Source organism: Acinetobacter sp. YH12156 (assembly GCF_013418235.1).
Classification (GTDB): Bacteria; Pseudomonadota; Gammaproteobacteria; order Pseudomonadales; family Moraxellaceae; genus Acinetobacter; species Acinetobacter pseudolwoffii.
This window is the reverse complement of the sequence record NZ_VPCL01000014.1, coordinates 72,484-94,552: the sequence shown is the minus strand read 5'-3', so window position 1 is coordinate 94,552 and position 22,069 is coordinate 72,484. Positions and strand designations below refer to the sequence as shown.

Genomic DNA, 22,069 nt, shown 5'->3' with positions numbered 1-22,069 from the left:
AAAATTCAGATCAATCCATACAGTGGGCTTAGATCATCTATTTTTTAGCTGATTATCAATCAGATATTTCTACCAAAATTTGAATGAATGGTTATCTGAGCAGCAAAATCAATAGATTCAAGGTCTGCAGCCTTAAAATAAACTCCAAAAAGCTGGACATATACACTAAAATCGCTTTCTTTTGGTCGATTGATCTCCCTTTATGACAAGTCTGCGTACCCGGGATATTGTCGCCCTAGGTTTTATGACCTTTGCACTGTTTATTGGTGCGGGCAACATTATCTTCCCTCCGATTGTGGCTCAACAAGCCGGTGAACATGTATGGCTCGCTGCTTTAGGTTTCCTTATTACTGCAGTCGGCTTACCTGTAATCACCATTATTGCGTTGTCGCGTGTTGAAGGTTCTATTCAGGCACTCAGTTCCCCACTTGGTAAAGCAGCCAGTATTTTACTGACTGTGGTGTGTTACTTAGCTGTTGGCCCTTTATTTGCGACACCACGTACCGCAACCGTTTCCTATGAGATCGGTTTTTCATCTTACTTTGGCAATGAATCTGGCAGCCTGCTCATTTACAGCATCATCTATTTTGCTGTAGTGACCATCGTGTCTTTATATCCGAACAAGATTCTGGATACAGTTGGCTATTTCCTGTCACCGCTTAAAATTATTTCTTTGATCATTTTGGGTGTGGCAGCCGTAATGATTCCTGCCAGCAATCCACCGGCAGCGATCAATAATTACGTTACCAGTCCGGTGACTGAAGGCATCGTCAATGGTTATTTGACCATGGACACTTTAGGTGCTTTGGTTTTCGGGATCGTGATTGTGAAAGCGATTACTTCACGTGGTGTAACCGATAAAAAACTGATTACCAAATATGCGGTGAATGCCGGCATTATTTCCGGTATCGGTTTAACACTGGTGTATTTAAGTCTGTTTAAACTCGGACTCGGTAGCCACGAAATTGCACCGAATGCAGCCAATGGTGCCATTATCCTGCATGCCTATGTACAACATGCCTTTGGTGATATGGGTGCTTATTTCCTGTCTGGCATGATTTTTATTGCCTGTATGGTGACTGCGATTGGCCTGACCTGCGCCTGTGCCGAATATTTCTCCAGTTTGACTAAAATTCCATACAAGATTTTTGTATTTATTCTGGTCGGTTTCTCACTGATTATTTCAAATCTGGGTTTAACCAAACTGATTGCCGTTTCGGTGCCCGTATTGAGCGCGATTTATCCACCTGCAATTAATGTGATTTTATTGAGCTTCTGCGCTAGCTTCTTCAAAAAACCGTCTCATGTGATTGCACCAGTGACGCTAGTGGCATTTATCTTCGGTATTTTTGATGGAATAAAAGTTGCTGGTTTTGAGTTGCCTGCCGTACTACAAAATTTGCCGCTCTCAGAACAGAATCTGGCCTGGTTTATTCCATCCATGATTGTATTGCTGATTGCAGCTGTGATTGATCGTATTAGAAACTAATCTTTCTAGGCTGTCTGATAAAGATCGTATTTTTACCCAAAATCTGGTTTTAGCGTGATCAATAATTGTCAGGTTTTACCCAAACGGACTTTTATTGTTTCTTACAGACAATATCAAATCATCGCTGTGTGTCTATTTACTCGTGCTTTTTCCAGAAAGTGTGATTCATAATTAGGCTCGAATGATCCTATTTTTAATATAAATATAAATAATTTTTTGAATTTTAGCTTTTAGATACATGTTGTTGCTGACTTAAACCATCTTGCCCCCTGACTTATACACAGTCTTACATTCTATTGATTAACACTACATATCTTTGGCGTAGAATTTGCATTTTCTATCTGCTCACATCAAACAATTGCTAGCTATTGTTTTCATGACGATATGGAGGTGTAATCTGAATATATAATGCTTTACTAATCAATTGATTATGCATTTTTACGACTAAAGAAGGCCATTTTGACCTTGAAAGTGCAGCCCGATGGTTGCAAAGGCTGATATTAAACAGTACAACTGTATGTTCAATTCTGACTAACTTAATCTGCTTTAGTCTTCAATAACATAAATAAATGGGAGGGATGGAGATGTTATCATTACATTTCAACAAGCAAGTCTTCATTGACGCTCTTAAAGCCAACGACACCAATCTGGTGACATTTATATGCACCACTTTTGCACTTATGCTGACTTTAACCGTCCATTGCTTAATTCAAGGTAATTTAAAACTTGAATACTTTGGTTATGCGCTGATCGTCTCAGCTGCTTTCTTCCTGTGGGCTGCCATAGACCAGAAATACCGATAATCAAATTTTAAATTAGCCCAGATGGATGATGTGGCCAGTCATCCATCTGGTAAAAAAACCAAAATATTACTTTTAAGAATAATTAAAATAGCCCACCAAATGCGCCATAGAGTAAAATCCCCGTTCCTCCAAGTTCTGCAATAATTAATCCCAGCATTGCCAAGCTCATCAGACTGCCAGGTAGATGAAACCGACCCAGTTGATGCGGTTGCTTAAACTGATTGGTGGTATCTTGCAGGAAACCATGCAGCATATAAGCTGCAATCGAAAAACTAAAAAATACGATATTCACCAGTACGCAGATCAAATTCATGGCACTGGATAAATCGGAATAATATGCCAGAACTGCCAGAATTAGCGTCGCTGGTGCATATAGCAGACTGCTACGATGGGCAATATCGACATAATAATGTGCGCGTGACTGTGGTGATTGACGGATCTGCCAATACTTCCAGACCCCGGTAAACATCCCAATCCACAAGAATATTCCACTAAAAATAATGGCGATTTTAACGGCCAGTGCAAGTTCCATTGATAGCATAAGCTCATTCCATATCTATTATTTTACTGACTTTTAAGTCATGCTTTGCGCAAGCATCCCTTCAAAAACTGTATAAAGTTAAAGCTTCATCAGGAAGCTAAAATCATAGTGTATCGTATGTCTGAATTTGAAACATTGACTCTACAGTGCCAGGATGGCTATCACTTAAGTGCACGCTTTTATGCGGCTTCTTCAGAATCTGAAAAACGTCCGGTATTGGTCTGTCCTGCCACAGGTATTACCCAACAGTTTTATCATCATTTCTGCATCTGGTTGCAAGCTCAGGGCTATGCGGTACTGGTCTTTGACTTTCGGGGAATTGGTGAGTCACTCGCAGGCCCTTTAAAACAGTCCAAAGCCAGTATTGTGCAATGGGGTCAACTGGATATTCCCGCCGCGATTGATGCTTTATTAGCACGTACTCATGCAGAAAAAGTGATTTTGCTGGGGCATAGTGCTGGTGGTCAGCTTCTGGGGATCGTACCGAATTATGACAAAGTTGCAAAAGTGGTGGCTGTTGCTGGCTCAACCGGACATGTCAAAGGACTTAAAGGTAAAACCAAACTGCTGGCGCCGGTCATGTTCAATCTCATTTTCCCACTGGCCCGTATGAGCAAAGGATATGCTCCAACTCAAGCGATTGGCATGGGCGAAAATCTGCCTAAAGATGTGGCGCGTGAATGGGCACAGTTCTGTAGCAAACCGGGCTATGTCATGAATGCAATGGGTAAAACCCTATTACCACGCTCAGATTTTCATGCTCAAATCACCTGCCCGATTATTTCGATCTGGTCATCGGATGATGAAATTGCAACAGAAGCAAATGTAAAAGATTTACTGCGTTTATACCCCAATGCAGATACTCAGATGATTGAGCTTCAACCTAAAAGATATGCGCATAAAGCCATTGGCCATATGCTGATGTTTAAAAAATCACATGAGAATTTATGGCCGGTGATTGAACAACAATTGACGGTTTAAATCAGATTTAGATGGTTATTTGCAAGCTGCTATGTTCTAATACACTCAGTTTGAGATGAGCCTCTTACAGTATATGGGCTTGACCTATATACGACTAGCCCCTAACCATGGGGCTTTTTATTGCATGTATGATTTTAAAAACGTATTAACATTTAGCCGAAAAATGCAATGATGCTTTGGATCACCACAGCATTCACAATATCAATAAAAAATGCACCACACAGCGGTACAATTAAAAAAGCTTTATGTGATGGACCATAGCTATTGGTCACCGCCTGAATATTGGCAATCGCTGTCGGTGTTGCCCCCATACCAAAACCACAATGCCCTGCCACTAATACTGCTGCATCGTAATTTTTGCCCATGATTCTAAAGGTCACAATTGCGGTAAATAAAATCAATACCGCTGTCTGCGCCAATAAAATGGTAATGAGCGGACCTGCCAAATCGGCCAGTAACCAGAGTTGCAGTGATAGTAAAGCCATAGATAAATACAGGGATAAAGACGCATTGCCAAATACATCGATTGCACGGTCGAAGATATCGACTTTCAGCACATGCTCCAAGACATTACGCACAATCACACCTGTGCCTAAAGCCCATACAAAAGTGGGCAATTCAAACCATCTTCCCTGGCTGAAGTCTGTCATCTGATTGGCGACAAAAATACACAGGGCAAACATCCCCAAAGTCGACACGGCATTACTGGATGTAATCAATCGGGTTTTCTTTGGATACTCAAAGGGTGCGGTGTTAATGTGCGATTCGAGCTGTTGTTCATTGGTCTCTTGTGCTACCGTATCAGCCAGTTGGTTGCGTTTAATCAGGAACTTGGCAACTGGACCGCCTACAAGTCCACCAATAATCAAGCCAAATGTGGCACTTGCCATACCGAGAACAACTGCTCCCTGGATTCCATATTGAGTCTCCAGAACCTCGCCCCAGGCACCGGCGGTACCATGACCACCCGTTAAGGTGACAGAACCAACAATCAACCCGATCAATGGGTCAAGTCCAAGCACTGTGGCTAAACTCATACCAACCGCATTTTGCACGACTACAAATAAAATGACACAGACCAGAAAGATCAGGAGCGATTTTCCGCCTTCTTTCAGTTTCAAAAAGTCTGCACTTAAGCCAACAGAAGTAAAGAACATCAGCATCAGGATGGTTTGAATCTGTGCGTCAAATGTGGCACTGATATTAAACAATTTATAGAAAATAAAGGCCGTAATCGCTGCGACTAAACCACCGATTACAGGTTCAGGTAAGTTATAGTTCCTAAAGAAGCTAATTTTACTAACAAGATACCGCCCAATAAAAAGAAAAAAAACAGCAATTACTAGAGTGCCAAAGGCATCTATTTCATAAGTCATAACATTCCCTATTGGCTTTATTTTCATACAGTTTTGGGAAAGAGAGATGAAAAATCAATCACAGAAATGTAATGCAAGTTATTGTTTCTAATAATTGTTTAATTTATAGCCTGAATAGACGCAATTAACGTGATGGAATATCATAAACCCAGTTGCGCGCTTGCTGATCTGTGGTGCTTTCACAGACGTAATAATCATGATTCCAAGCATCTGGATGTAAAATTTCTTTTTTATAGTAAGTCACATTTTTAGACTTTTCGACACAGACAAAGCTATCGCCTTGGTCTTTGACTTGGGTTCCGTTAAGGAAACCGCCAATACAGAGGAATCGGGATTGTTTTGTCATTGTTATATCAACTTTTAAATCATTTTTCAATGTGGCGATTAAACGATTTATTGGATAAAGTGTAAAGCATTACCAATAAAAGTTTTTCAATATTGGACATACTCAAAAATTTAATTCTGAAGTTGTGAAAAGATACAGAATTTCATGCTGCAAAATTTAAATTAGATGTCAACTCCCACCCTTTCTGTATCAATTCAAATATTTCCCCCTTATTACCAATATCACGTATTAATTTTTTATTTATTAATGACTCTAAGGCCTCATCATATTTAAAAAATTCTCTATTATTTTCCATACCTAATTTTTGAGTTCTAATTTTAATTTCTTATTTTCATAAAAAAAATAAGGGCTGACAAATCAGCCCTTATTTTATACCGCTTATTACTTAATTAACAAAGCAAATCATAGATTTGCTCTTGCGCTAGGGAAAAGCCTTTCGGCTTTTCTTAATCCTAGCTCATTAAGTCAATTGAGCAGCAGCAATTTTCTTCGTATCAACATTCGCAGCAGCGTTAGTATATTCGCTCATCTTGTCGAAGCTTAAGTATTGATAGATGTCAGCTGACATACTATCAATTTGAGCTGCATATTGTTGGTATTCTTCTGGAGTTGGTAATTTACCCAATACAGCAGCAACAGATGCAAGTTCAGCAGAAGCCAAGTAAACGTTAGCCCCCTGACCTAAACGGTTCGGGAAGTTACGTGTAGACGTCGATACACAAGTTGTGTTCGGAGCTACACGTGCCTGGTTACCCATACATAATGAACAACCTGGCATTTCAGTACGCGCACCAGCTTTACCATAAATATTATAGAAACCTTCTTCCATCAACTGATGTTCGTCCATACGCGTTGGCGGAGCAATCCACAAACGAGTTGACAATGCACCACCTGGAACTTTCTCTAACAATTTACCAGTCGCACGGAAGTGACCAATGTTTGTCATACAAGAACCAACGAATACTTCGTCAATTTTCACGCCTTGAACGTCAGAAAGAAGTTTTGCATCATCTGGATCGTTCGGGCAGCAAAGAACAGGTTCTTTAATGTCAGCTAGATCGATTTCATACACTTTCGTGTATTCAGCATCCGCATCCGCTTTAAGCAGTGATGGATTCGCTAACCATTTTTCCATGTTCTCAACACGACGAGCCATTGTACGCGCATCGCCATAACCTTCAGAAATCATCCACTTAAGCATAGTGATGTTTGAACGAAGGTATTCAGCAACTTTCTCTTCAGAAAGCGTGATCGAACAACCAGCAGCTGAACGTTCAGCAGAAGCATCAGACAATTCGAATGCTTGCTCAACAGTCAGGTCAGTTTCCATTTCTGTCAAATCGATCTCAAGGATACGACCAGAGAAGATGTTTTTCTTACCTTTCTTCTCTACAGTTAAGTCACCCGCTTGAATTGCGTAGTAAGGAATTGCATGTACCAGGTCACGTAGTGTGATACCAGGCTGCATTTTACCTTTGAACTTCACAAGTACAGATTCAGGCATATCAAGTGGCATAACACCAGTTGCTGCAGCAAAAGCTACTAGACCAGAACCCGCCGGGAACGAAATACCGATTGGGAAACGAGTATGCGAGTCACCACCAGTACCCACAGTATCCGGAAGAAGCATACGGTTTAACCAAGAGTGGATAATACCGTCACCTGGACGTAAAGACACACCACCACGGTTCATAATGAAATCAGGAAGCGAGTGTTGCATTTGAACGTCAACTGGCTTTGGATACGCAGCGGTATGACAGAAAGATTGCATAACAAGGTCAGCAGAGAAACCTAGGCAAGCCAAGTCTTTCAATTCGTCACGCGTCATTGGACCTGTTGTATCTTGCGAACCAACTGTGGTCATCTTAGGTTCACAGTAAGTACCTGGAAGTACACCTTGACCTTCAGGAAGACCACAAGCGCGACCAACCATTTTCTGTGCTTGAGTGAAGCCTTTGCCAGTTGCAGCAGGTTGAACCGGAGTACGGAACAATGTAGATACTGGAAGACCTAAAGCTTCACGTGCTTTAGTGGTCAAACCACGACCAACGATCAGGTTAATACGACCGCCCGCACGAACTTCGTCTAGAAGTACAGGTGTTTTAAGATCAGCTTCAGCAATTACAGCACCGTCTTTAGATGCAGAAACTTTCGCAGCAGCATGATCGATTTTAAGAACGATTTCATCGCCCATGTTCATGTTGCCAACATCGATCTCGATCGGTAATGCACCCGCATCTTCCATCGTGTTGAAGAAAATTGGCGCAATTTTAGAACCTAGGCAGTAACCACCGTCTTTTTTGTTCGGGATATGAGCAATGTCATCACCAAAGAACCAAAGCACAGAGTTGGTTGCAGATTTACGAGATGAACCTGTACCAACAACGTCACCTACGTAAGCAACTTGGTTGCCTTTCGCGATCAATTCTTTGATTTGGTTTAATGGACCAACTTCACCAGGAACTTCCGGGTTGATTCCGTCACGTACGTTTTTCAACATTGCATTTGCGTGCAATGGAATGTCCGGGCGGCTCCAAGCATCTTGTGCAGGTGACAAGTCATCAGTGTTGGTTTCGCCAGTGACTTTGAAAACTGTCAGTTTGATTTCTTCAGGAACGTCTGGACGTGAAGTAAACCATTCAGCATCAGCCCAAGACTGCATAACAGCTTGTGCATTTGCATTACCCGCTTTTGCTTTATCAGCGACATCGTGGAATGCATCAAATACAAGAAGCGTTTTCTTAAGCGCTTCAGCAGCAAGCTCAGAAAGTTCAGCGTTGTCTAAAAGTTCAACTAAAGGCGCTACGTTATAACCACCAAGCATAGTACCTAGCAAGTAAACCGCACGTTCTTTAGAAATAAGTGGAGAGGTTGCTTCGCCTTTTGCCAATGCAGCCAAGAACGCAGCTTTTACATATGCAGCTTGGTCAACACCTGCTGGTACACGGTTTTCAAGCAAATCTACCAAGTATGCTTCTTCACCAGCTGGCGGGTTAACTAGTAGTTCAACTAATGCAGCGGTTTGGGCATCGTCAAGTGGCTTCGGTGGGACTCCGAGTGCGGCACGTTCTTCAACGTGTTGGCGGTAAGCTTCTAGCACAGTGTTATTCCTCTTTTTTAAAAAATTACTTATGAATTCCTGCTTATTCCAAGCTTCACAAATAATATGGACTCCGAAATTTTACTAAATTTCCAGTTAAAAGTTAATGCAACTCAAGTGTTTCTTTGTGATGCTCGTTATTTTATAACTAAATGATGCTCTTAATGATTATTCAATAATCACTTTTAGATCAGATCTCAAGAAACAAGCCTATGAGCAGGCCCTTTTAACTGAATTTAATGCATAAAAAAGGCAACCATGATGTTGCCTGATTTGAAGTTAAAAAGATACTCCACCTTAGTGTACAGTGGTCGAGTTTAAATATTGCTGATATGAATCCCGGCAGCCTTTGAATTTCACCACGCATTCATCTTCACACATCGTGCTGTGATTATTGCTGGCAAAGGAAATATCCACCTGATACAGCTTTTTTTCTTGTTCTAGCACCTTCTTTAAAAATACTTTGTCGCCTACGCTCAGGACATAGCGACTACCAGCAATAATGACTACACCATGTTCATCTTCTAAGAGCAGATCAGAATGATGTAAATATCTGACGACTTGCATATTGTGTTACTCCTCGGGTAATTGGAGTTAAATTCATTATTCAATATAAAGATAAGTATTTCTATATTTTAGATTTAGAAATTGTCACAAAGTGTACATTTTGCTTAGGCTATTTTTTTATTATTAAGTAGAGGTTTTTTTGTCTTTTATTCGGGTTGATACTTTTTTAAAGAGATGTTGCTATGCCTGATTCAGCCATTAAAAAACCGTTCCCTAGAACGGTTTGTAATCTGGTAATTCATCATGCGGCGTGGCAATACATTTTTCAGTAAACTCAGCGCGGACTTTTTCACGGGCTGCTTTTACATCTGCCTTAATCTCTTCGGCTGGAAGTGCGTAGACTTCATCAATAATGTTCAGAATAAAACCTTTGGTGGTTTCATCATCGATCTTGAGGGCATGCTCGATTGCTTTCTCTTTCTCAATCGCATTCTGACGATCCAGCATAATGGTCCGCGCGGCATTCCCCACACTTCGACAATAACCTTGCCACTGCTCTTCAGGGGTTAAGGGTTTCTTCTCGGCACAACCGGCCAGAGCCAGCATAAACGATAAAGCCAATAACTTTTTCATGAGTTTCTCCTTCCGAGGGGCAATATAAAAGATCGGGGAAGATTTGTCATTTAAAATGCCAGTATGACTCTAAATTTAAAAAAGCCCATCAATGGGCTTTTGTTTTTTAAATACTTAACCGCATGAAGCCTGAATAATTTTTTTGCTGGCAGGATCTACGGTTACTGTCACACGCTCTTCACGATAATCCATGGTGACTGCTTGACCCGGCTCGACCATACGTACAATCTGCGCCTGGGTTTTCTGTTTGATTTGCGCTTCAGTCAGGTTGGACTGACCAACCAATGTCATCGCCTGATCGGCAATACATTTAGGCTGGTTCATATGCAGCAACTCCCACTCTTCTACCACCTGTCCATTCTTTAAATGACAATATCCAACCTGGCCATTACTTTCATTACGTATTTCAAGCTTGCCACCCTGATTGACACAATAAGTGCTCGCCGGATTTGGCATACCTATTTTAGGCGCTTCCGTTTCTGATTGTGGTGTAGTGGTACAGGCGCTTAAAGCAACCGCCAGCAAACCGAACAGCATTGTTTTTTTCATGAGCGTGTATTCTTCTTCAATAATTCTGCACTAATTTAGCATATTTCCATACCTTTTCTAGGCACAAGTCTGTGTACATTGTTAATCAAACACCTTCAATAAAGTTTAAGAATAAAAGTATTGCTAAATTCAGTATTGCTATCTTGCCAACTATTTGATTGCTGAAGCTAGAGATGCGTGGAATCTGTTTAAATTGAGACGAATACTAATTTAGCGTTCTCAATTAAGTGATTCTTCATTCCATTATCAACACAATGTCATTACATAAAGTTTAAATAACTGCATTTTTAGATTTGTGATCTTTGCCAGATTGATTTACTATTTGATTGAATTTTAAACTTTCTACTGGCATGACAGACGATCTCCAACTCTCCCTCAAGGAATATCTTGCGACAGTTCAGGAAGTGGTCAAACTCACTTTCGATACGCCGGTATGGGTCAAAGCTGAGATTCGTAACCTTAGTATCAAAGCAGGTCATTATTATCTGGAACTGGCAGAAAAAGAGGCTGATAGCGATCAGGTCATTGCCAGTTGCCGAGCCACCATCTGGAAATTTAGCGCCCAGAAAATTGTCACTCAATTTGAACGTGAAAGCGGGATTGAATTAAGTCGTGATCTCAAAGTTCTGATTAAAGTCAAAGCCAATTTTGATCCACAATATGGTTTTTCTTTAAATATCGTCGAGATTGACTCGGGTTATACCTTGGGTGATATTGCCCGGCGTTATCAGCAGATTATTGACAGGCTAAGCGCTGAAGGGCTGATTCAGCGTAATAGAAACCTGCCCAGCCCTTTTGATTTGAACCGAATTTTAGTGATTGCTCCCGAAAACGCAGCAGGTCTCGGAGATTTCAGAAAAGATGCCGATGCACTACATCGTGCGCAAGTTTGCGAGTTTATCTATCACACTGCGACTTTTCAGGGAAATTCTGCCCCGCAAAGCATTATGCAGAGTCTGGCACAAGCTCTGAAACAATGGGCGAAAACCTATGACACTGCGCCAGATTTAATCGTCATTATTCGGGGTGGCGGAGCAGTCAATGATCTGGCTTATTTAAATGATTATGATCTGGCTGCCCTGCTCTGTAAACGCTCGGTTCCGATTTGGGTGGGCATCGGACATGAAAAAGACCACACCATTCTGGATGAGATTGCGCATCGCTCCTTTGATACTCCGAGTAAAGTCATCGCCGGAATTCGCAATCATATAGTCGAACTCACACAAGATGTCTTGAATTATTTACAGCGGATTCAGCGTTTATCTCAACAGCAAATTCAAGCCTACCAAAATCAGAATGATCAATTCTTAAAACTCATTCAAAGTCTGGCCAACAGCCAAATTATGGATGCCCTGCAACGTCTGCAACAGATCAAGGCCAATACCTCCAGTCTGGCTCAGCAACATACCCAACTAATCAATCAGCAGCTAGATGCCCTGATGCGGGAAACGCTATTGCAAAACCCACGACATGTTTTATCGAAAGGTTATGCCATCGTACGTCAGCAAGAACATGTGGTGGGTTCTATCAACCAGATTCAGCCCAGCGATCCGGTTCAGGTAGAACTGCAGGATGGCATTTTTTCAGCACAACTTATACAGGTACTTCCCCATGACTCATGATACTTTAAGCTTCCAGCAAGGCTATGACATCTTGAAAAAGAATGCGGAATTGCTCGAATCTCAGCAAGAACCGGACATTGATAATCTGATGAAAATCGTGGAAGAATCCATGAGCGCCTATAAAGCCTGCAAGGCACGTGTTGAAGCGGTGCAAAGTGCGCTAAATGACACATTTAAAGATTAGTGATTGAATGACTCTAGTTGAGTAGCTTAGGCTATTTAAGCATCTTTATATCATAAAAAACCCTCAAAAAATGAGGGCTTTTTTCAATTTAATTTACGCTATGAATATCCAGTTCCTCATTACTTGCCAATACGACAGAGGCTAAAATTGGCACCCCCAGAATAAAGGGTACAGCGAAGATCCATAAAACCACAGTCACTTCTGGATCAAAGAAAAATTGAATCGAAAGCGCAGTCAAAATAAGTACAGCGAATAGAATCATTGCAAAACGGATTATAAATTTAGTTGCCATGCGAACATACTCTGATGAGTGAAATTGTACTTTCAATATACACCTAATTTTATTAAGGCTTTATTGATTTTCAATTTATTATGATCTGATTTGATTGATTTTTTATATTTTAGCGCTGATTTATTGCTTCATTCATTTTTCTTAAGGATGTAACAGAAACATAATTTCAGCCATATTTCACAACTTTTTTGCAGCCCATTGCGCTTAAATTCTGATATTCATTGCTTCTACAGGTGTATACCCAAAGCACTGTACTTCATGACAAAGAAAATCACGAACATAAAAAGCCCAATATTGAATTGGACTTTTTTCTTTACTCTTCAACTTCTATGGGATTACCATCTTCAGGGCGAATATGCCGCGTGCCATCATCTGCAGGATCAACACTTGAACCATCTTTGGTAATCGTGTTGTACAGCTCATCCTCTTTCTTATCATCGATAAACTCTTCATCTTCGAAATCTTGAGGCTCATTGTCATCATCGAAGTTTAACGGCTTTTCTTCATCTATCATGGCGATCCATCACTTCTATAACCCAGAAAATATCATGCTCAAACATTTGATCGTTTCATTCAAGGGACAAGCATGATCATTTGTGTAACCGGGTCTATATTGCGGTTTTCAAGCCAGATACATATCAATAGATACTAGCGTTCTTTGATAAGTCATTTTTTAATCATTATAAATAAAATACCCTCATCCTCTTGCGAAGCAGTGCTTCTCATCCCAGAAGGATGAGGGTATTTTCAGCATCTATTTAAATATGAATAAATTGAACATTTTTTGATCAATTAAAGATATCTAATGAAATCTAGCAATCATTTAAAAATATTTATCTGTCCTTATGATTAGAAACGCCAGTTATAGAACAAGTCAATTGCACGTTCTAAGGACTGACTCGCTTCCAAGTAAAGACGCTGATTCACCTGATAACGTAAAGTCAGCTTGTTCACCGGGGTAAACACCCCAACACCATAACGAAGATATAAATCAGGGGTAATATAGCCGGTCACCGACACCTGGGTATCATCCCCTGTTCCTTGTGCATCTAGTGCCAAACCACTCAAGCCAAACGTCCGTCCAATCTGGTTGGTCAGCGCGCGGGTTCCACCCAGGCCCAGACTGATACCTGCTGCGGCAATGGTATTATTCACATCAGATCTGAATCCTTCAGCCTGACTTAAACCGGATGCACCTTCGTTGATACGACCAGTAATCAAGGCATTTAAAGCTTCCTGCTCTGACAAGCCAGCATCATTATAAATCTGAATATTTGGACTTGAAGCAGTGCCCGTCACCCGTACCCCGACCGTACTTCCCTGAACCGACTTATTGGCATCAACATCCAGCGTCGGATTGGTCAACTCACCATTAAAACGGGCAATGGCACGGTTCAGATCCAGACTCTGACCATAAGCTTCGATTTTCACCCGCTGTGATACCCCGATCGCACCATTGGCACGCATCGCAGTTTCCAGACCCCGCTGTGACAGATTGACCCGGCCCAATAGCGGAATACGGCTATCAAAGCCCTGAAATATCACCTGATCACCCAGAGAAACCGCCACATCAGCCCGAATATCCCAAGGACGGGCAGATTTGAGAATAGCCAGCTGGTCATCACCTTCACGCACCACACGTACATCTGAAGAAAGTCCGACCACAGGTTCTGAGGCTTCAGGCATAGAAATTAGTGCACGTGGCACATCAACCGTACCACTTAGACTCAGCTTTTTATTGAATGGATACATGTCCAAGGTTAAATCGGGCGTAACCACGGCAGTAATTAAAGGTGCCTGACGAATCAGCAGATTTTCACCTTGCAGTTTTAACTGTACTCGCGGATCACCTTTCCAGTCGACTGAACCGGTCAATTTACCCACGCCACGACCACTGTTAAATGCACCATTAATACTGGCAGAATTCTGACGTATCGATGAATACAACTGCACATTGGTCAGATTCACCGGCAAGGAGATCAGGCTGATCGAAGCATCTTTGACTCGAACCTCACCTTCCAGCAAAGGATCAGTTAAGGTTCCACTCACTTTTCCGGCATAGGACAAGGTGCCATCCAGATTACGGATGTCCTGAATAAAGGGTTTAAAGACTTTAAGCTGCACCTGATTAAAGGCAATTTCGCCACGCATCGGTTTACTGTCCCGATATGGATCAATAATGACATTGGCATACCCTGTCCCGATATCCGGAGTTTTTACATCCAGTCGAACTTGTAAGCCTTCTGCGACACTTTTTGCCACCAGACCCACTTCATCATATTTTAGGGTAGAACCTAAATAATCCGGGTCTTCCGAAGATAAGCCGACCACACCACTTCGGGTGACCAAACGCGCATCAATTTTTGGTTTAGCACCTTGCGCCCAGGCTGCCTTGGCATAACCATTCACTTTACCGGTCAATGCCAGTCCTTCAGGCAGGAATGCACTGAAATCATCCAGATCCAGGTTTTGGGTCACAAAGGATACGCTGCCACGGGTTTTATTGACCCGAATCGGTTGATCAAAACACAACTGGCTTTGCTGACTCATCCAGCAATGTGCACCGACAAACAGATCAGACTGGGCCGCATTATAAATCACTGCCGCATTTTGACGCTGTACTAAATGAGCACGCAAAGAGTCAAAATCACCTTTTTGAATCTGACCCAGCCAGTTATTTTGTGCATTAAAGCCACCGGCCAGCTGCACAAAGAATTTTGACAGTTTATTTTCTGCCTGAACTTTAAGGATATGCGCCGCACGAGTACCGGCAAGTGATATTTCCCCGCGTACAATTTCCCGTGAACCGCTACGCAAGCGATCCATTGTGGCAGTTAATAAGGTTGCTGTGGTCTGCGAGGTCGGCAACTGCCCGCGGACACGAATTTTTTGCACACTCATCAGGTTTTTAAAGGCAAAATTATCAATCGAAAGATTTGCCGAAGCCTGCAAACGTGGCTGCGCCTGCATATTGATATAGCCCTGCGCACGACCTTTTAAGCCCGGATATAACTCATACAATGCTGGTGCGTTGACTTTGAGTTGCAGATTCTGCGCATTGCCGGTGGCCTGAATCTGGTTGCTGGCATAAGACAGGAACAGGTTATTGGCTTCAAACTGCTCTGGAACAAAACCACGCTGATTTGAATTAATAATGACTGATAAATTACCTGTGCCTCGTACCGGCTTGTTATTTAACATACCGGCCAGATTCAAACGCTGGATCTGAATGCGTTTTAAGGCATCTGACCAAACCCCTTGGGTTTTTACATTGCCCGACAACTCGCCTTTCAGGTTGGCATTAAAATATTGCGGCTTAAAGCGGATTAATGAAGCGTTAATATCCCAGTCAATACCATTTGCCAGATTCACCAGACCATTGGCATTAATCTTGCCAGCGATACCATCATGACGCAATTCATTGACTCTCAATACTTCTGGTGTACCTGAAACACGCAGTTTCAGGATTCCCTGACTGGCATTTAAAGCCCCATCATAATTGACTGCATAGCCTCTAAAACCACCGCCGGCTTTTTCATTATGGAATAATAAGGCAATGGTACTGTTACCGGTCAGACGTACTGTTTCGTTCTGTTCTGCCAGGCGCCCAGTCAGGTCTACATTAGACAGTTTAATAATCTGCTGATTGGGTTGTGCATAGCCATTGGCCTTGATCTGGCCATTTAAACGGTCTATCGGTGAAGCCGCAGCGAGACTTCGGGTATTTAAGTCTTTGGCGTTTAATAATGCAGTCCATTTCAACTGGCGTTTTTCTTGTGGCAGTTCAATTCGCGCATGACCGCTTAAGCTACCTGCCTGTGCATTGGCGCTATAATTGAAGCTCGGCACATTTAGAATATTATTTTTCAGATCCAGTTTGGCCTGATACATGCCTGCTGGCAGAAGACCTTGTTCGTGCTGTTCGACTTTGGTTGCCACATGAATATTCTGCTGGCCTTCGACCAGTGCCAGTTTCACATCGCCAGACTGACTGCTGAGCCAGCCGACATAGGGTACGGCGCGGTCGATATTTTGCCAGGCAACATCCAGAAGAATCGGTTGTGCTTTATTGTCTTTAACCGGATTCTGATCCAGTTTGATATTCCAAGTTTCATAACGGTCAAAATCTACCAGCGCCGTCAGATGCAGGCCATTTTCCAGATTGCCTTTTGAGGCAATATTGCCATCCAGGCTAGGTGGTAAAAAGTCTTGTACGACTTGCGGGATACGTTCATGCTTAGGATCAATTCCGTTTAATCGTCCGTTCAGATCCCAGCTTACCTGTTCGTTCCAGCCCACTGTCCCGGCAAGGCTAACCGCACCTTTCATCAGCTGGCCATTCAGATCGGTAATATTGAGCTGATTGACCAGATCGGTATACATCACCGCGTTATACTGGCCTTGTGGAATATTTTCACCGATCAGGTCGGTACGGACGTTCAAGTCCAGACGATCGATATCTCCATTGAACTCGGCAATCCCGTCTTTCGTAAACAGTTTCTGCTCAGTCAGAATCGGCCAGTTATAATCCTTAAATTTTAACTCGCCACGCATCGGCACCTGGGGCCGCATTGGATGTACGATGGCCCAACCGGTTAATAAATCGGGTGTATTGGTCGCTACGCCTGCCTGAATCGTATCCAGCGTGCCACGCGCCCGAACCTGAATATCATGAATATTCAAGCTGTCTCTTAAAGAAGGCAGATTGACGATTGCGCGGGCATCCAGTGGATATTTGCCTTCAAACTGCATTTTACCCGTCGCTTCACGCACCGAGAGATAACCCATATCCATGCGGGAATCTTCAAAGTTTAATTCGGTACCAGACCAGAGCGCATCATTTAATTCGATATTATAAAAATCAACTGCCGTGGTTTGGGTTTTAATCATCAGATGATCAAGGAGCAGATGATCGACGCGCAGCACAAAAGGCAAACGGATGGCATTGAACTTGAAAGGTTCGCTGCTAGACGGAGTTTTATTAATAATTTGCAGGTTACGGACATCTGCTTCATTCAGATGAATTTCTTTTTTGATGATCGCCCGCCAGCCCAGTTTTACATCAGCACGATCAATTTTGACATCGACCGGTTTCAGGCTGACCAGCACATTTTTAAGAATAATTCCACGCCATAAATTTCCGCCTTCATATTCATAATGAATAATTTGCTGGCGTTGTAATACCTGATCTAGCAGGAACTTACTGCCCTGATTGGTCGAAAACAGCAGCGCCAGCACAGAGAGCAGGAAAATGAGTGAGAAAAGTACCGACAACAGGATACTTCTCAATATACGGCGCTTTTTCGGCACAACGCTATCTTGTGGTTGTTGTTCTGGCTGTGGTTGGTTCTCGACCATGATGTACCCAAATAACTATTTTTAAAAAATGATGTTTTATAGCTGCGAACCAATAAAGAAATGCAGACGAATTGGGTGATTGTCATCAGACAATCCAGTCGCCACATCGATACGAATCGGTCCAATCGGTGAGGCCCAACGTATCCCCACACCCGCACCATATTCGGTCGGATTACTGAACTCTTTATTATAAGCATTTCCGGCATCTGCAAAAACCGCAGCACGCCAGCCTTCCCTAAACTGATAGTTATACTCTAAGGAAGCAACCCCTAAGGCCTGACCACCGACTTTAAAGCCTTCAATTTCCGGAGAAAGACTCTTGTAATCAAAACCACGAATGCTCTGGTCACCACCGGTGAAATATCTCAGGTTATACGGCACTTTGGCAAAATCTTCAGTGAAGATATAACCGGCATCGGCACGTCCAACAAACTGATGATCTGCATTTTCACCCAATGAATAGATAAAACGCCAGCCTGCATTTACAATCGCCATATCTGCATCAGACAATAACGCCTCACTACCCAGCTCGACTTTGTAGGTCTGCTTGAAACCCTTGGTCGGATTGACCCGACGATCGGTATCGGTACGTGAAACTTCATAACCGACCAGTAACGACTGCTGTTCATCTTCGGTATTAAAGCGAAACGCTTCCGGAATCTGGTTAAAATCAACAGAACCATTCTGCTTCAAGCGATCCAGACGGTAACGCGCTCCAAAAGTACGCTGCCAGTTACCCAGCGGGTTTTTAATAATCCGGTCTACACCCAGCACTGCCGATTCAATTTGCAGACCTTCACCTTGAGCCACGCCATCACGTTCTTCGCGCTCATAACCACCGACAATACTGACATAATCATTCAGCGGATGGTGATAAGGAATGTTATAACGACCATCGATGGACTGCCGGATACCTGACAACTCGAGGTTGGCATCAAAAGAATGTCCGCGCTTATTTACAATGGCGCGGCGGTACTGACCACGTAGACGGATATTGGTATCTGTTCCATAACCCAGACCCAGTTCAGCACTGTTTAAACGGTCTGCATTTAAAGTCACAATCACTGGAACTTTCTTCTCTTCCCGCGCTTGTGCCTTTAAACGCTCCTGCTCATTTTCTTTGGTCTGCTGCTCGACCCGCAAGCTTCTTAAATTTGGATTTTCCTGATCGCGGCTACCGGCAAACTGGTCTTCATCGACGACATTTTGAGTGACTTCTTTAGCAGATGCCACTGAGCGATCAGGCTGTGTCGCAGTCGCCTGATCTTCAGAAAGTTTCTGTTCTTCTATCAGGCTTTGAATATCCGGTGCCAGCTCCAGCTCCCTGTCAACCGGATCAGGGCGAATTGCGTCCACCAGGGTATAGTTAAAATAGCGCGAGTTGGTCAGGTTATTGGCCAGGCTATTCACTCGCCAGAAGGTATAGTCTGCACCATCTTTCCAGGTGACCAGACTTTCGAGTACATCACGATCCAGCGGAAATTCCTTTTCAGGATCACTCATTCTAAACTCGACATTGCCCAGCTTGTAACGCTCGCCTGTCTCGAAACGTAGATTTACATCGGCCGTATTTTGTGGCTGTGCAATCTTGACATCATGCAAGCGCCAGTATGAATCAAAATAACCGTTGTTATTGGCGGCAGTATTAATCCGTTGTTTGGTCTGTTCATAATTGCCGTGATTGAAAATATCGCCCTCTTCCTGCTCAGGCAAAAGACTGATGACCTGGAATTGCGGCTGTTCCGCACCCGCTCCGCTAAATTCCAGATTTTGTGTAGTGATCAGCACAGGTTCATTCGGGGTGACAAAAACCCGAACGCGACTATCAGAGATTTTTTCAAACCTGAACTGGGCATTGTAATAACCGACTGCCTGTGCCGCCTGTCGGGACAAGGTTCGCAGTTGTGGCAAAGCGGAATTAAAGTCGCCAAAAGACTCCTGGGTAAAACTGGACAGTTTGGCTTTGACATTATTTCTTAAATTCAGATAGCCTTCAGGCTCAGCTCTACGATTCAGCATACCATTGCTTTGCGCAATACCTTCGCCGTTCATAATCACCACATCCGCACTAATTCGCGGAACTCTCGCGGTCATGATCTGACGTGGCGGACGGATTTTATAAAATAGTCGTTTAAAAATATTGGGACGTTTCTCATCTTCAGCAACAAGTGGCCCCGTTACTTCTGGCAAAGTCATGCCGGCTTCATTATTTTGTACAATAATCTGGCTGTCTGCCTGAATCGATTGCATCAACTGGTCGACATTTACAGGTGCCTGATTGATTTCAAGTAACTCTTGCTGACTGATATCTGCTACGACTGTTTCAGCGGTCTGGGTATTGCGATAATTTTGTGCTTCCTGCTTGGCTTGCTCGGCCTCACGATAGATTTCATTCGCCATGTTCTGGTCAATGGACTGGATCGGCAGCTCTTCCAGATCATCGAACTGGATCGGTGTAAATACGTCCAGACCGGAGCCTGCATTTTGCTGTTGCTCCAGCATCAACATGCTGTCGACAGATGCTTCCGGCTGTATCGCTTCTTCAATTTTTTCGGTGGCTTCATTTTCAGATGTGACCAGTCCCTGTCGCATCGCTTCTTTGGACAGTTCATCTACCATTTCTGCCTGAGAAATGGCCACAGGTGTTTCAGGCTGTTCGATTTGTGCCATGCTCTGATGGGATAACATCATAAAAAAAATGCTCATACACAACTGTGCCCCACTCTGAAGTGGTATAAGCGACCCCATACTGCGATGAAGCATCGTTTTTTTAAATTTTTTCTTTGCAGGCATGGCAAACTCGAAACGAATACATTCTTTAATTGATTATTTGACCGAAAAATATAAGCTAAAGAGCTTAATTGATTGGTTTTTACCTTTACATGGCTGAAAGTATCTTACATGATTTTTCTCAATGTTTACGCATAACTGACATTTCTTAATAAAACTTAATGTAGCACGCTCTATATGAACAAAAATGAACATTTGTTAGCTTCTCGGCGCTTTTTACCGATGTTTCTGACGCAGTTTTTTGGTGCATTAAACGATAATGTATTTAAACAAGCGTTACTCCTAGTCATCACCTACGGCTGGATTCAGCAACAATCGGCCAGCATCAGCACCTTGAATAATCTGGCTGCTTTGCTGTTTATCCTGCCTTATTTTATTTTTTCAGCCACCGCCGGACAAATTGCCGATAAATACGAACGTTCACAGCTGATTCGCTATTTAAAGATTCTGGAAATTGTGATTATGTTGTTGGGAACGGTGGGTTTCCTGCTTGGCAACCTCTGGATTCTGTTATTTGCCTTGTTCCTGATGGGAACCCAGTCCACCTTCTTTGGCCCAATCAAATATGCCATTTTACCGGAAGTGCTAAAACCCAATGAGCTGATGTCTGGCAATGCCCTGTTTCAGTCCGGAACATCGCTGGCAATTTTATTCGGTATGATTCTGGGTGGTGCGGTCATTGCTGCATATTCTGGTAATCTGATCTGGATCAGTTTAACAGTCGTTGTGATCGCCCTGATTGGTTATGGATCGAGTCGTTATATTCTCAAACAGAATATCCCTGCGCCAGAACTGCAAATTGACTGGAATTTTTTCCGTACCAGCTTGCAAACATTAAAATATGCCCAGGGTTTGCCATTAGTCTTTACCATTTTATTGGGCAACTCATGGTACTGGTTTTACGGCGCAACCTATCTGACTCAAATCCCTCAACTGACCTTGCAAAATCTGCATGCCTCTGAAAATGTTGCCAGCCTGCTCTTAACTTTCTTTTCTGTCGGAATCGGGCTAGGTTCATATTTATGCCGCAAAATCGGTGGCAGCCAGGTCAATATCAAGATGGTGCCATTTGGCGCAATCGGTCTGGTGATCTTTGCCCTATATCTGGCCGCGAGTCTGGCCTTTGTTCCAGCACGTACCGGTGAATTAATCGGTCTGGCTGATGTGTTTCAGCAAGGCTGGAGTTATTACCATGTGATGCTGGCAGTGACCTTACTCGGGATTAGTGGCGGTTTTTATATCGTACCGCTTTATGCCATGATGCAGGCGCATTCTCCCCGCTCACATCGTGCGCGTGTGGTTGCAGCAAATAACATTCTGAATGCCGTTTTCATGGTATCTTCTGCTATATTTTCGATTATTATTTTAAGTATTTTAGAGCTTGATCTTAAAATACTTTTTTGTATTACCGCAGTGTTGAGCGGCCTGTTTACCCTATGGCTGCTTTTCCGACTCAAACCCATGATCAAAACCGCGAAAACACCCTTGGAGGATTAAT

The 22,069-nt window shown here is 42.8% G+C and carries 17 protein-coding genes; 6 read left to right on the top strand and 11 right to left on the bottom strand.

Going from position 1 to position 22,069, the window contains the following annotated elements:
* Nucleotides 1-202: 202 nt before the first annotated feature.
* Nucleotides 203-1,489: a branched-chain amino acid transport system II carrier protein gene (brnQ, locus tag FTU87_RS12760; protein WP_159138303.1), complete on the top strand. Its 1,287-nt coding sequence runs from the start codon at nt 203-205 to the stop codon at nt 1,487-1,489.
* A 584-nt stretch (nt 1,490-2,073) separates the two neighbouring features.
* Nucleotides 2,074-2,292 carry a hypothetical protein gene (locus tag FTU87_RS12755; RefSeq protein WP_005097112.1) on the top strand — a complete coding sequence of 73 codons (219 nt, stop codon included), beginning with the start codon at nt 2,074-2,076 and terminating at the stop codon, nt 2,290-2,292.
* An 82-nt stretch (nt 2,293-2,374) separates the two neighbouring features.
* Here the strand turns inward: FTU87_RS12755 and FTU87_RS12750 are convergent, their stop codons facing one another.
* Entirely contained in the window at nt 2,375-2,833 is a 459-nt protein-coding gene (locus FTU87_RS12750; RefSeq protein WP_005097113.1) for a hypothetical protein, read from the bottom strand.
* Nucleotides 2,834-2,950: 117 nt separating this feature from the next.
* On the opposite strand from FTU87_RS12750, the gene FTU87_RS12745 reads away from it, so the two are divergent.
* Nucleotides 2,951-3,814: an alpha/beta fold hydrolase gene (locus FTU87_RS12745; protein ID WP_180097576.1), complete on the top strand. Its 864-nt coding sequence runs from the start codon at nt 2,951-2,953 to the stop codon at nt 3,812-3,814.
* Between the two features lie 152 nt (nt 3,815-3,966).
* On the opposite strand, the gene gltS is transcribed toward FTU87_RS12745, so the two are convergent.
* From gltS to FTU87_RS12715, 6 genes are all read right to left on the bottom strand, one after another.
* Complete coding sequence (gene gltS, locus FTU87_RS12740) at nt 3,967-5,190, bottom strand: sodium/glutamate symporter (protein WP_100357037.1); 1,224 nt, start codon at nt 5,188-5,190, stop codon at nt 3,967-3,969.
* 124 nt (nt 5,191-5,314) lie between these two features.
* Complete coding sequence (locus FTU87_RS12735) at nt 5,315-5,536, bottom strand: hypothetical protein (RefSeq protein ID WP_180097574.1); 222 nt, start codon at nt 5,534-5,536, stop codon at nt 5,315-5,317.
* A gap of 460 nt (nt 5,537-5,996) precedes the next feature.
* Nucleotides 5,997-8,636 carry a bifunctional aconitate hydratase 2/2-methylisocitrate dehydratase gene (locus FTU87_RS12730; protein ID WP_074383209.1) on the bottom strand — a complete coding sequence of 880 codons (2,640 nt, stop codon included), beginning with the start codon at nt 8,634-8,636 and terminating at the stop codon, nt 5,997-5,999.
* Between the two features lie 297 nt (nt 8,637-8,933).
* Nucleotides 8,934-9,203 (bottom strand): hypothetical protein, encoded by a 270-nt coding sequence (locus FTU87_RS12725; protein ID WP_005097192.1) that lies wholly within the window; start codon nt 9,201-9,203, stop codon nt 8,934-8,936.
* 213 nt (nt 9,204-9,416) lie between these two features.
* Complete coding sequence (locus FTU87_RS12720) at nt 9,417-9,776, bottom strand: hypothetical protein (RefSeq protein WP_005097193.1); 360 nt, start codon at nt 9,774-9,776, stop codon at nt 9,417-9,419.
* A 114-nt stretch (nt 9,777-9,890) separates the two neighbouring features.
* Nucleotides 9,891-10,325 carry an I78 family peptidase inhibitor gene (locus FTU87_RS12715; RefSeq protein ID WP_074383210.1) on the bottom strand — a complete coding sequence of 145 codons (435 nt, stop codon included), beginning with the start codon at nt 10,323-10,325 and terminating at the stop codon, nt 9,891-9,893.
* A gap of 350 nt (nt 10,326-10,675) precedes the next feature.
* Here FTU87_RS12715 and xseA point away from each other — a divergent pair, with 350 nt between their 5' ends.
* The gene (xseA, locus tag FTU87_RS12710; protein ID WP_074383211.1) at nt 10,676-11,947 is read left to right on the top strand and encodes an exodeoxyribonuclease VII large subunit; all 1,272 of its coding nucleotides are present in this window, start codon (nt 10,676-10,678) and stop codon (nt 11,945-11,947) included.
* A complete protein-coding gene (xseB, locus tag FTU87_RS12705; RefSeq protein WP_005170556.1) occupies nt 11,937-12,131 on the top strand; it encodes an exodeoxyribonuclease VII small subunit in 195 nt (64 codons plus the stop codon). Before xseA ends, xseB begins: the two co-directional genes overlap by 11 nt.
* An 88-nt stretch (nt 12,132-12,219) precedes the next feature.
* Here the strand turns inward: xseB and FTU87_RS12700 are convergent, their stop codons facing one another.
* From FTU87_RS12700 to FTU87_RS12685, 4 genes are all read right to left on the bottom strand, one after another.
* Complete coding sequence (locus FTU87_RS12700) at nt 12,220-12,423, bottom strand: hypothetical protein (protein WP_005097198.1); 204 nt, start codon at nt 12,421-12,423, stop codon at nt 12,220-12,222.
* Between the two features lie 313 nt (nt 12,424-12,736).
* Complete coding sequence (locus FTU87_RS12695) at nt 12,737-12,937, bottom strand: hypothetical protein (RefSeq protein WP_005097200.1); 201 nt, start codon at nt 12,935-12,937, stop codon at nt 12,737-12,739.
* Between the two features lie 335 nt (nt 12,938-13,272).
* Nucleotides 13,273-17,781, bottom strand: a complete 4,509-nt coding sequence (locus FTU87_RS12690) for a translocation/assembly module TamB domain-containing protein (RefSeq protein WP_180097572.1) — start codon at nt 17,779-17,781, stop codon at nt 13,273-13,275.
* A 36-nt stretch (nt 17,782-17,817) separates the two neighbouring features.
* On the bottom strand, nt 17,818-20,574 hold the full coding sequence (locus FTU87_RS12685; RefSeq protein ID WP_180097565.1) for an autotransporter assembly complex family protein: 2,757 nt from the start codon (nt 20,572-20,574) through the stop codon (nt 17,818-17,820).
* Nucleotides 20,575-20,748: 174 nt separating this feature from the next.
* Here FTU87_RS12685 and FTU87_RS12680 point away from each other — a divergent pair, with 174 nt between their 5' ends.
* Nucleotides 20,749-22,068, top strand: a complete 1,320-nt coding sequence (locus tag FTU87_RS12680) for an MFS transporter (RefSeq protein WP_180097563.1) — start codon at nt 20,749-20,751, stop codon at nt 22,066-22,068.
* Nucleotide 22,069 lies beyond the last annotated feature (1 nt).

Bases quoted from the DNA above. Each gene is read 5' to 3' on its own strand.
- FTU87_RS12750 (WP_005097113.1), bottom strand. From the start codon at position 2,833: ATGCTATCAATGGAACTTGCACTGGCCGTTAAAATCGCCATTATTTTT.
- FTU87_RS12685 (WP_180097565.1), bottom strand. From the start codon at position 20,574: ATGCCTGCAAAGAAAAAATTTAAAAAAACGATGCTTCATCGCAGTATG.
- xseB (WP_005170556.1), top strand. From the start codon at position 11,937: ATGACTCATGATACTTTAAGCTTCCAGCAAGGCTATGACATCTTGAAA.
- FTU87_RS12695 (WP_005097200.1), bottom strand. From the start codon at position 12,937: ATGATAGATGAAGAAAAGCCGTTAAACTTCGATGATGACAATGAGCCT.
- xseA (WP_074383211.1), top strand. From the start codon at position 10,676: ATGACAGACGATCTCCAACTCTCCCTCAAGGAATATCTTGCGACAGTT.
- FTU87_RS12720 (WP_005097193.1), bottom strand. From the start codon at position 9,776: ATGAAAAAGTTATTGGCTTTATCGTTTATGCTGGCTCTGGCCGGTTGT.
- FTU87_RS12680 (WP_180097563.1), top strand. From the start codon at position 20,749: ATGAACAAAAATGAACATTTGTTAGCTTCTCGGCGCTTTTTACCGATG.
- FTU87_RS12690 (WP_180097572.1), bottom strand. From the start codon at position 17,781: ATGGTCGAGAACCAACCACAGCCAGAACAACAACCACAAGATAGCGTT.
- FTU87_RS12745 (WP_180097576.1), top strand. From the start codon at position 2,951: ATGTCTGAATTTGAAACATTGACTCTACAGTGCCAGGATGGCTATCAC.
- FTU87_RS12735 (WP_180097574.1), bottom strand. From the start codon at position 5,536: ATGACAAAACAATCCCGATTCCTCTGTATTGGCGGTTTCCTTAACGGA.
- brnQ (WP_159138303.1), top strand. From the start codon at position 203: ATGACAAGTCTGCGTACCCGGGATATTGTCGCCCTAGGTTTTATGACC.
- FTU87_RS12755 (WP_005097112.1), top strand. From the start codon at position 2,074: ATGTTATCATTACATTTCAACAAGCAAGTCTTCATTGACGCTCTTAAA.
- FTU87_RS12725 (WP_005097192.1), bottom strand. From the start codon at position 9,203: ATGCAAGTCGTCAGATATTTACATCATTCTGATCTGCTCTTAGAAGAT.
- gltS (WP_100357037.1), bottom strand. From the start codon at position 5,190: ATGACTTATGAAATAGATGCCTTTGGCACTCTAGTAATTGCTGTTTTT.
- FTU87_RS12715 (WP_074383210.1), bottom strand. From the start codon at position 10,325: ATGAAAAAAACAATGCTGTTCGGTTTGCTGGCGGTTGCTTTAAGCGCC.
- FTU87_RS12700 (WP_005097198.1), bottom strand. From the start codon at position 12,423: ATGGCAACTAAATTTATAATCCGTTTTGCAATGATTCTATTCGCTGTA.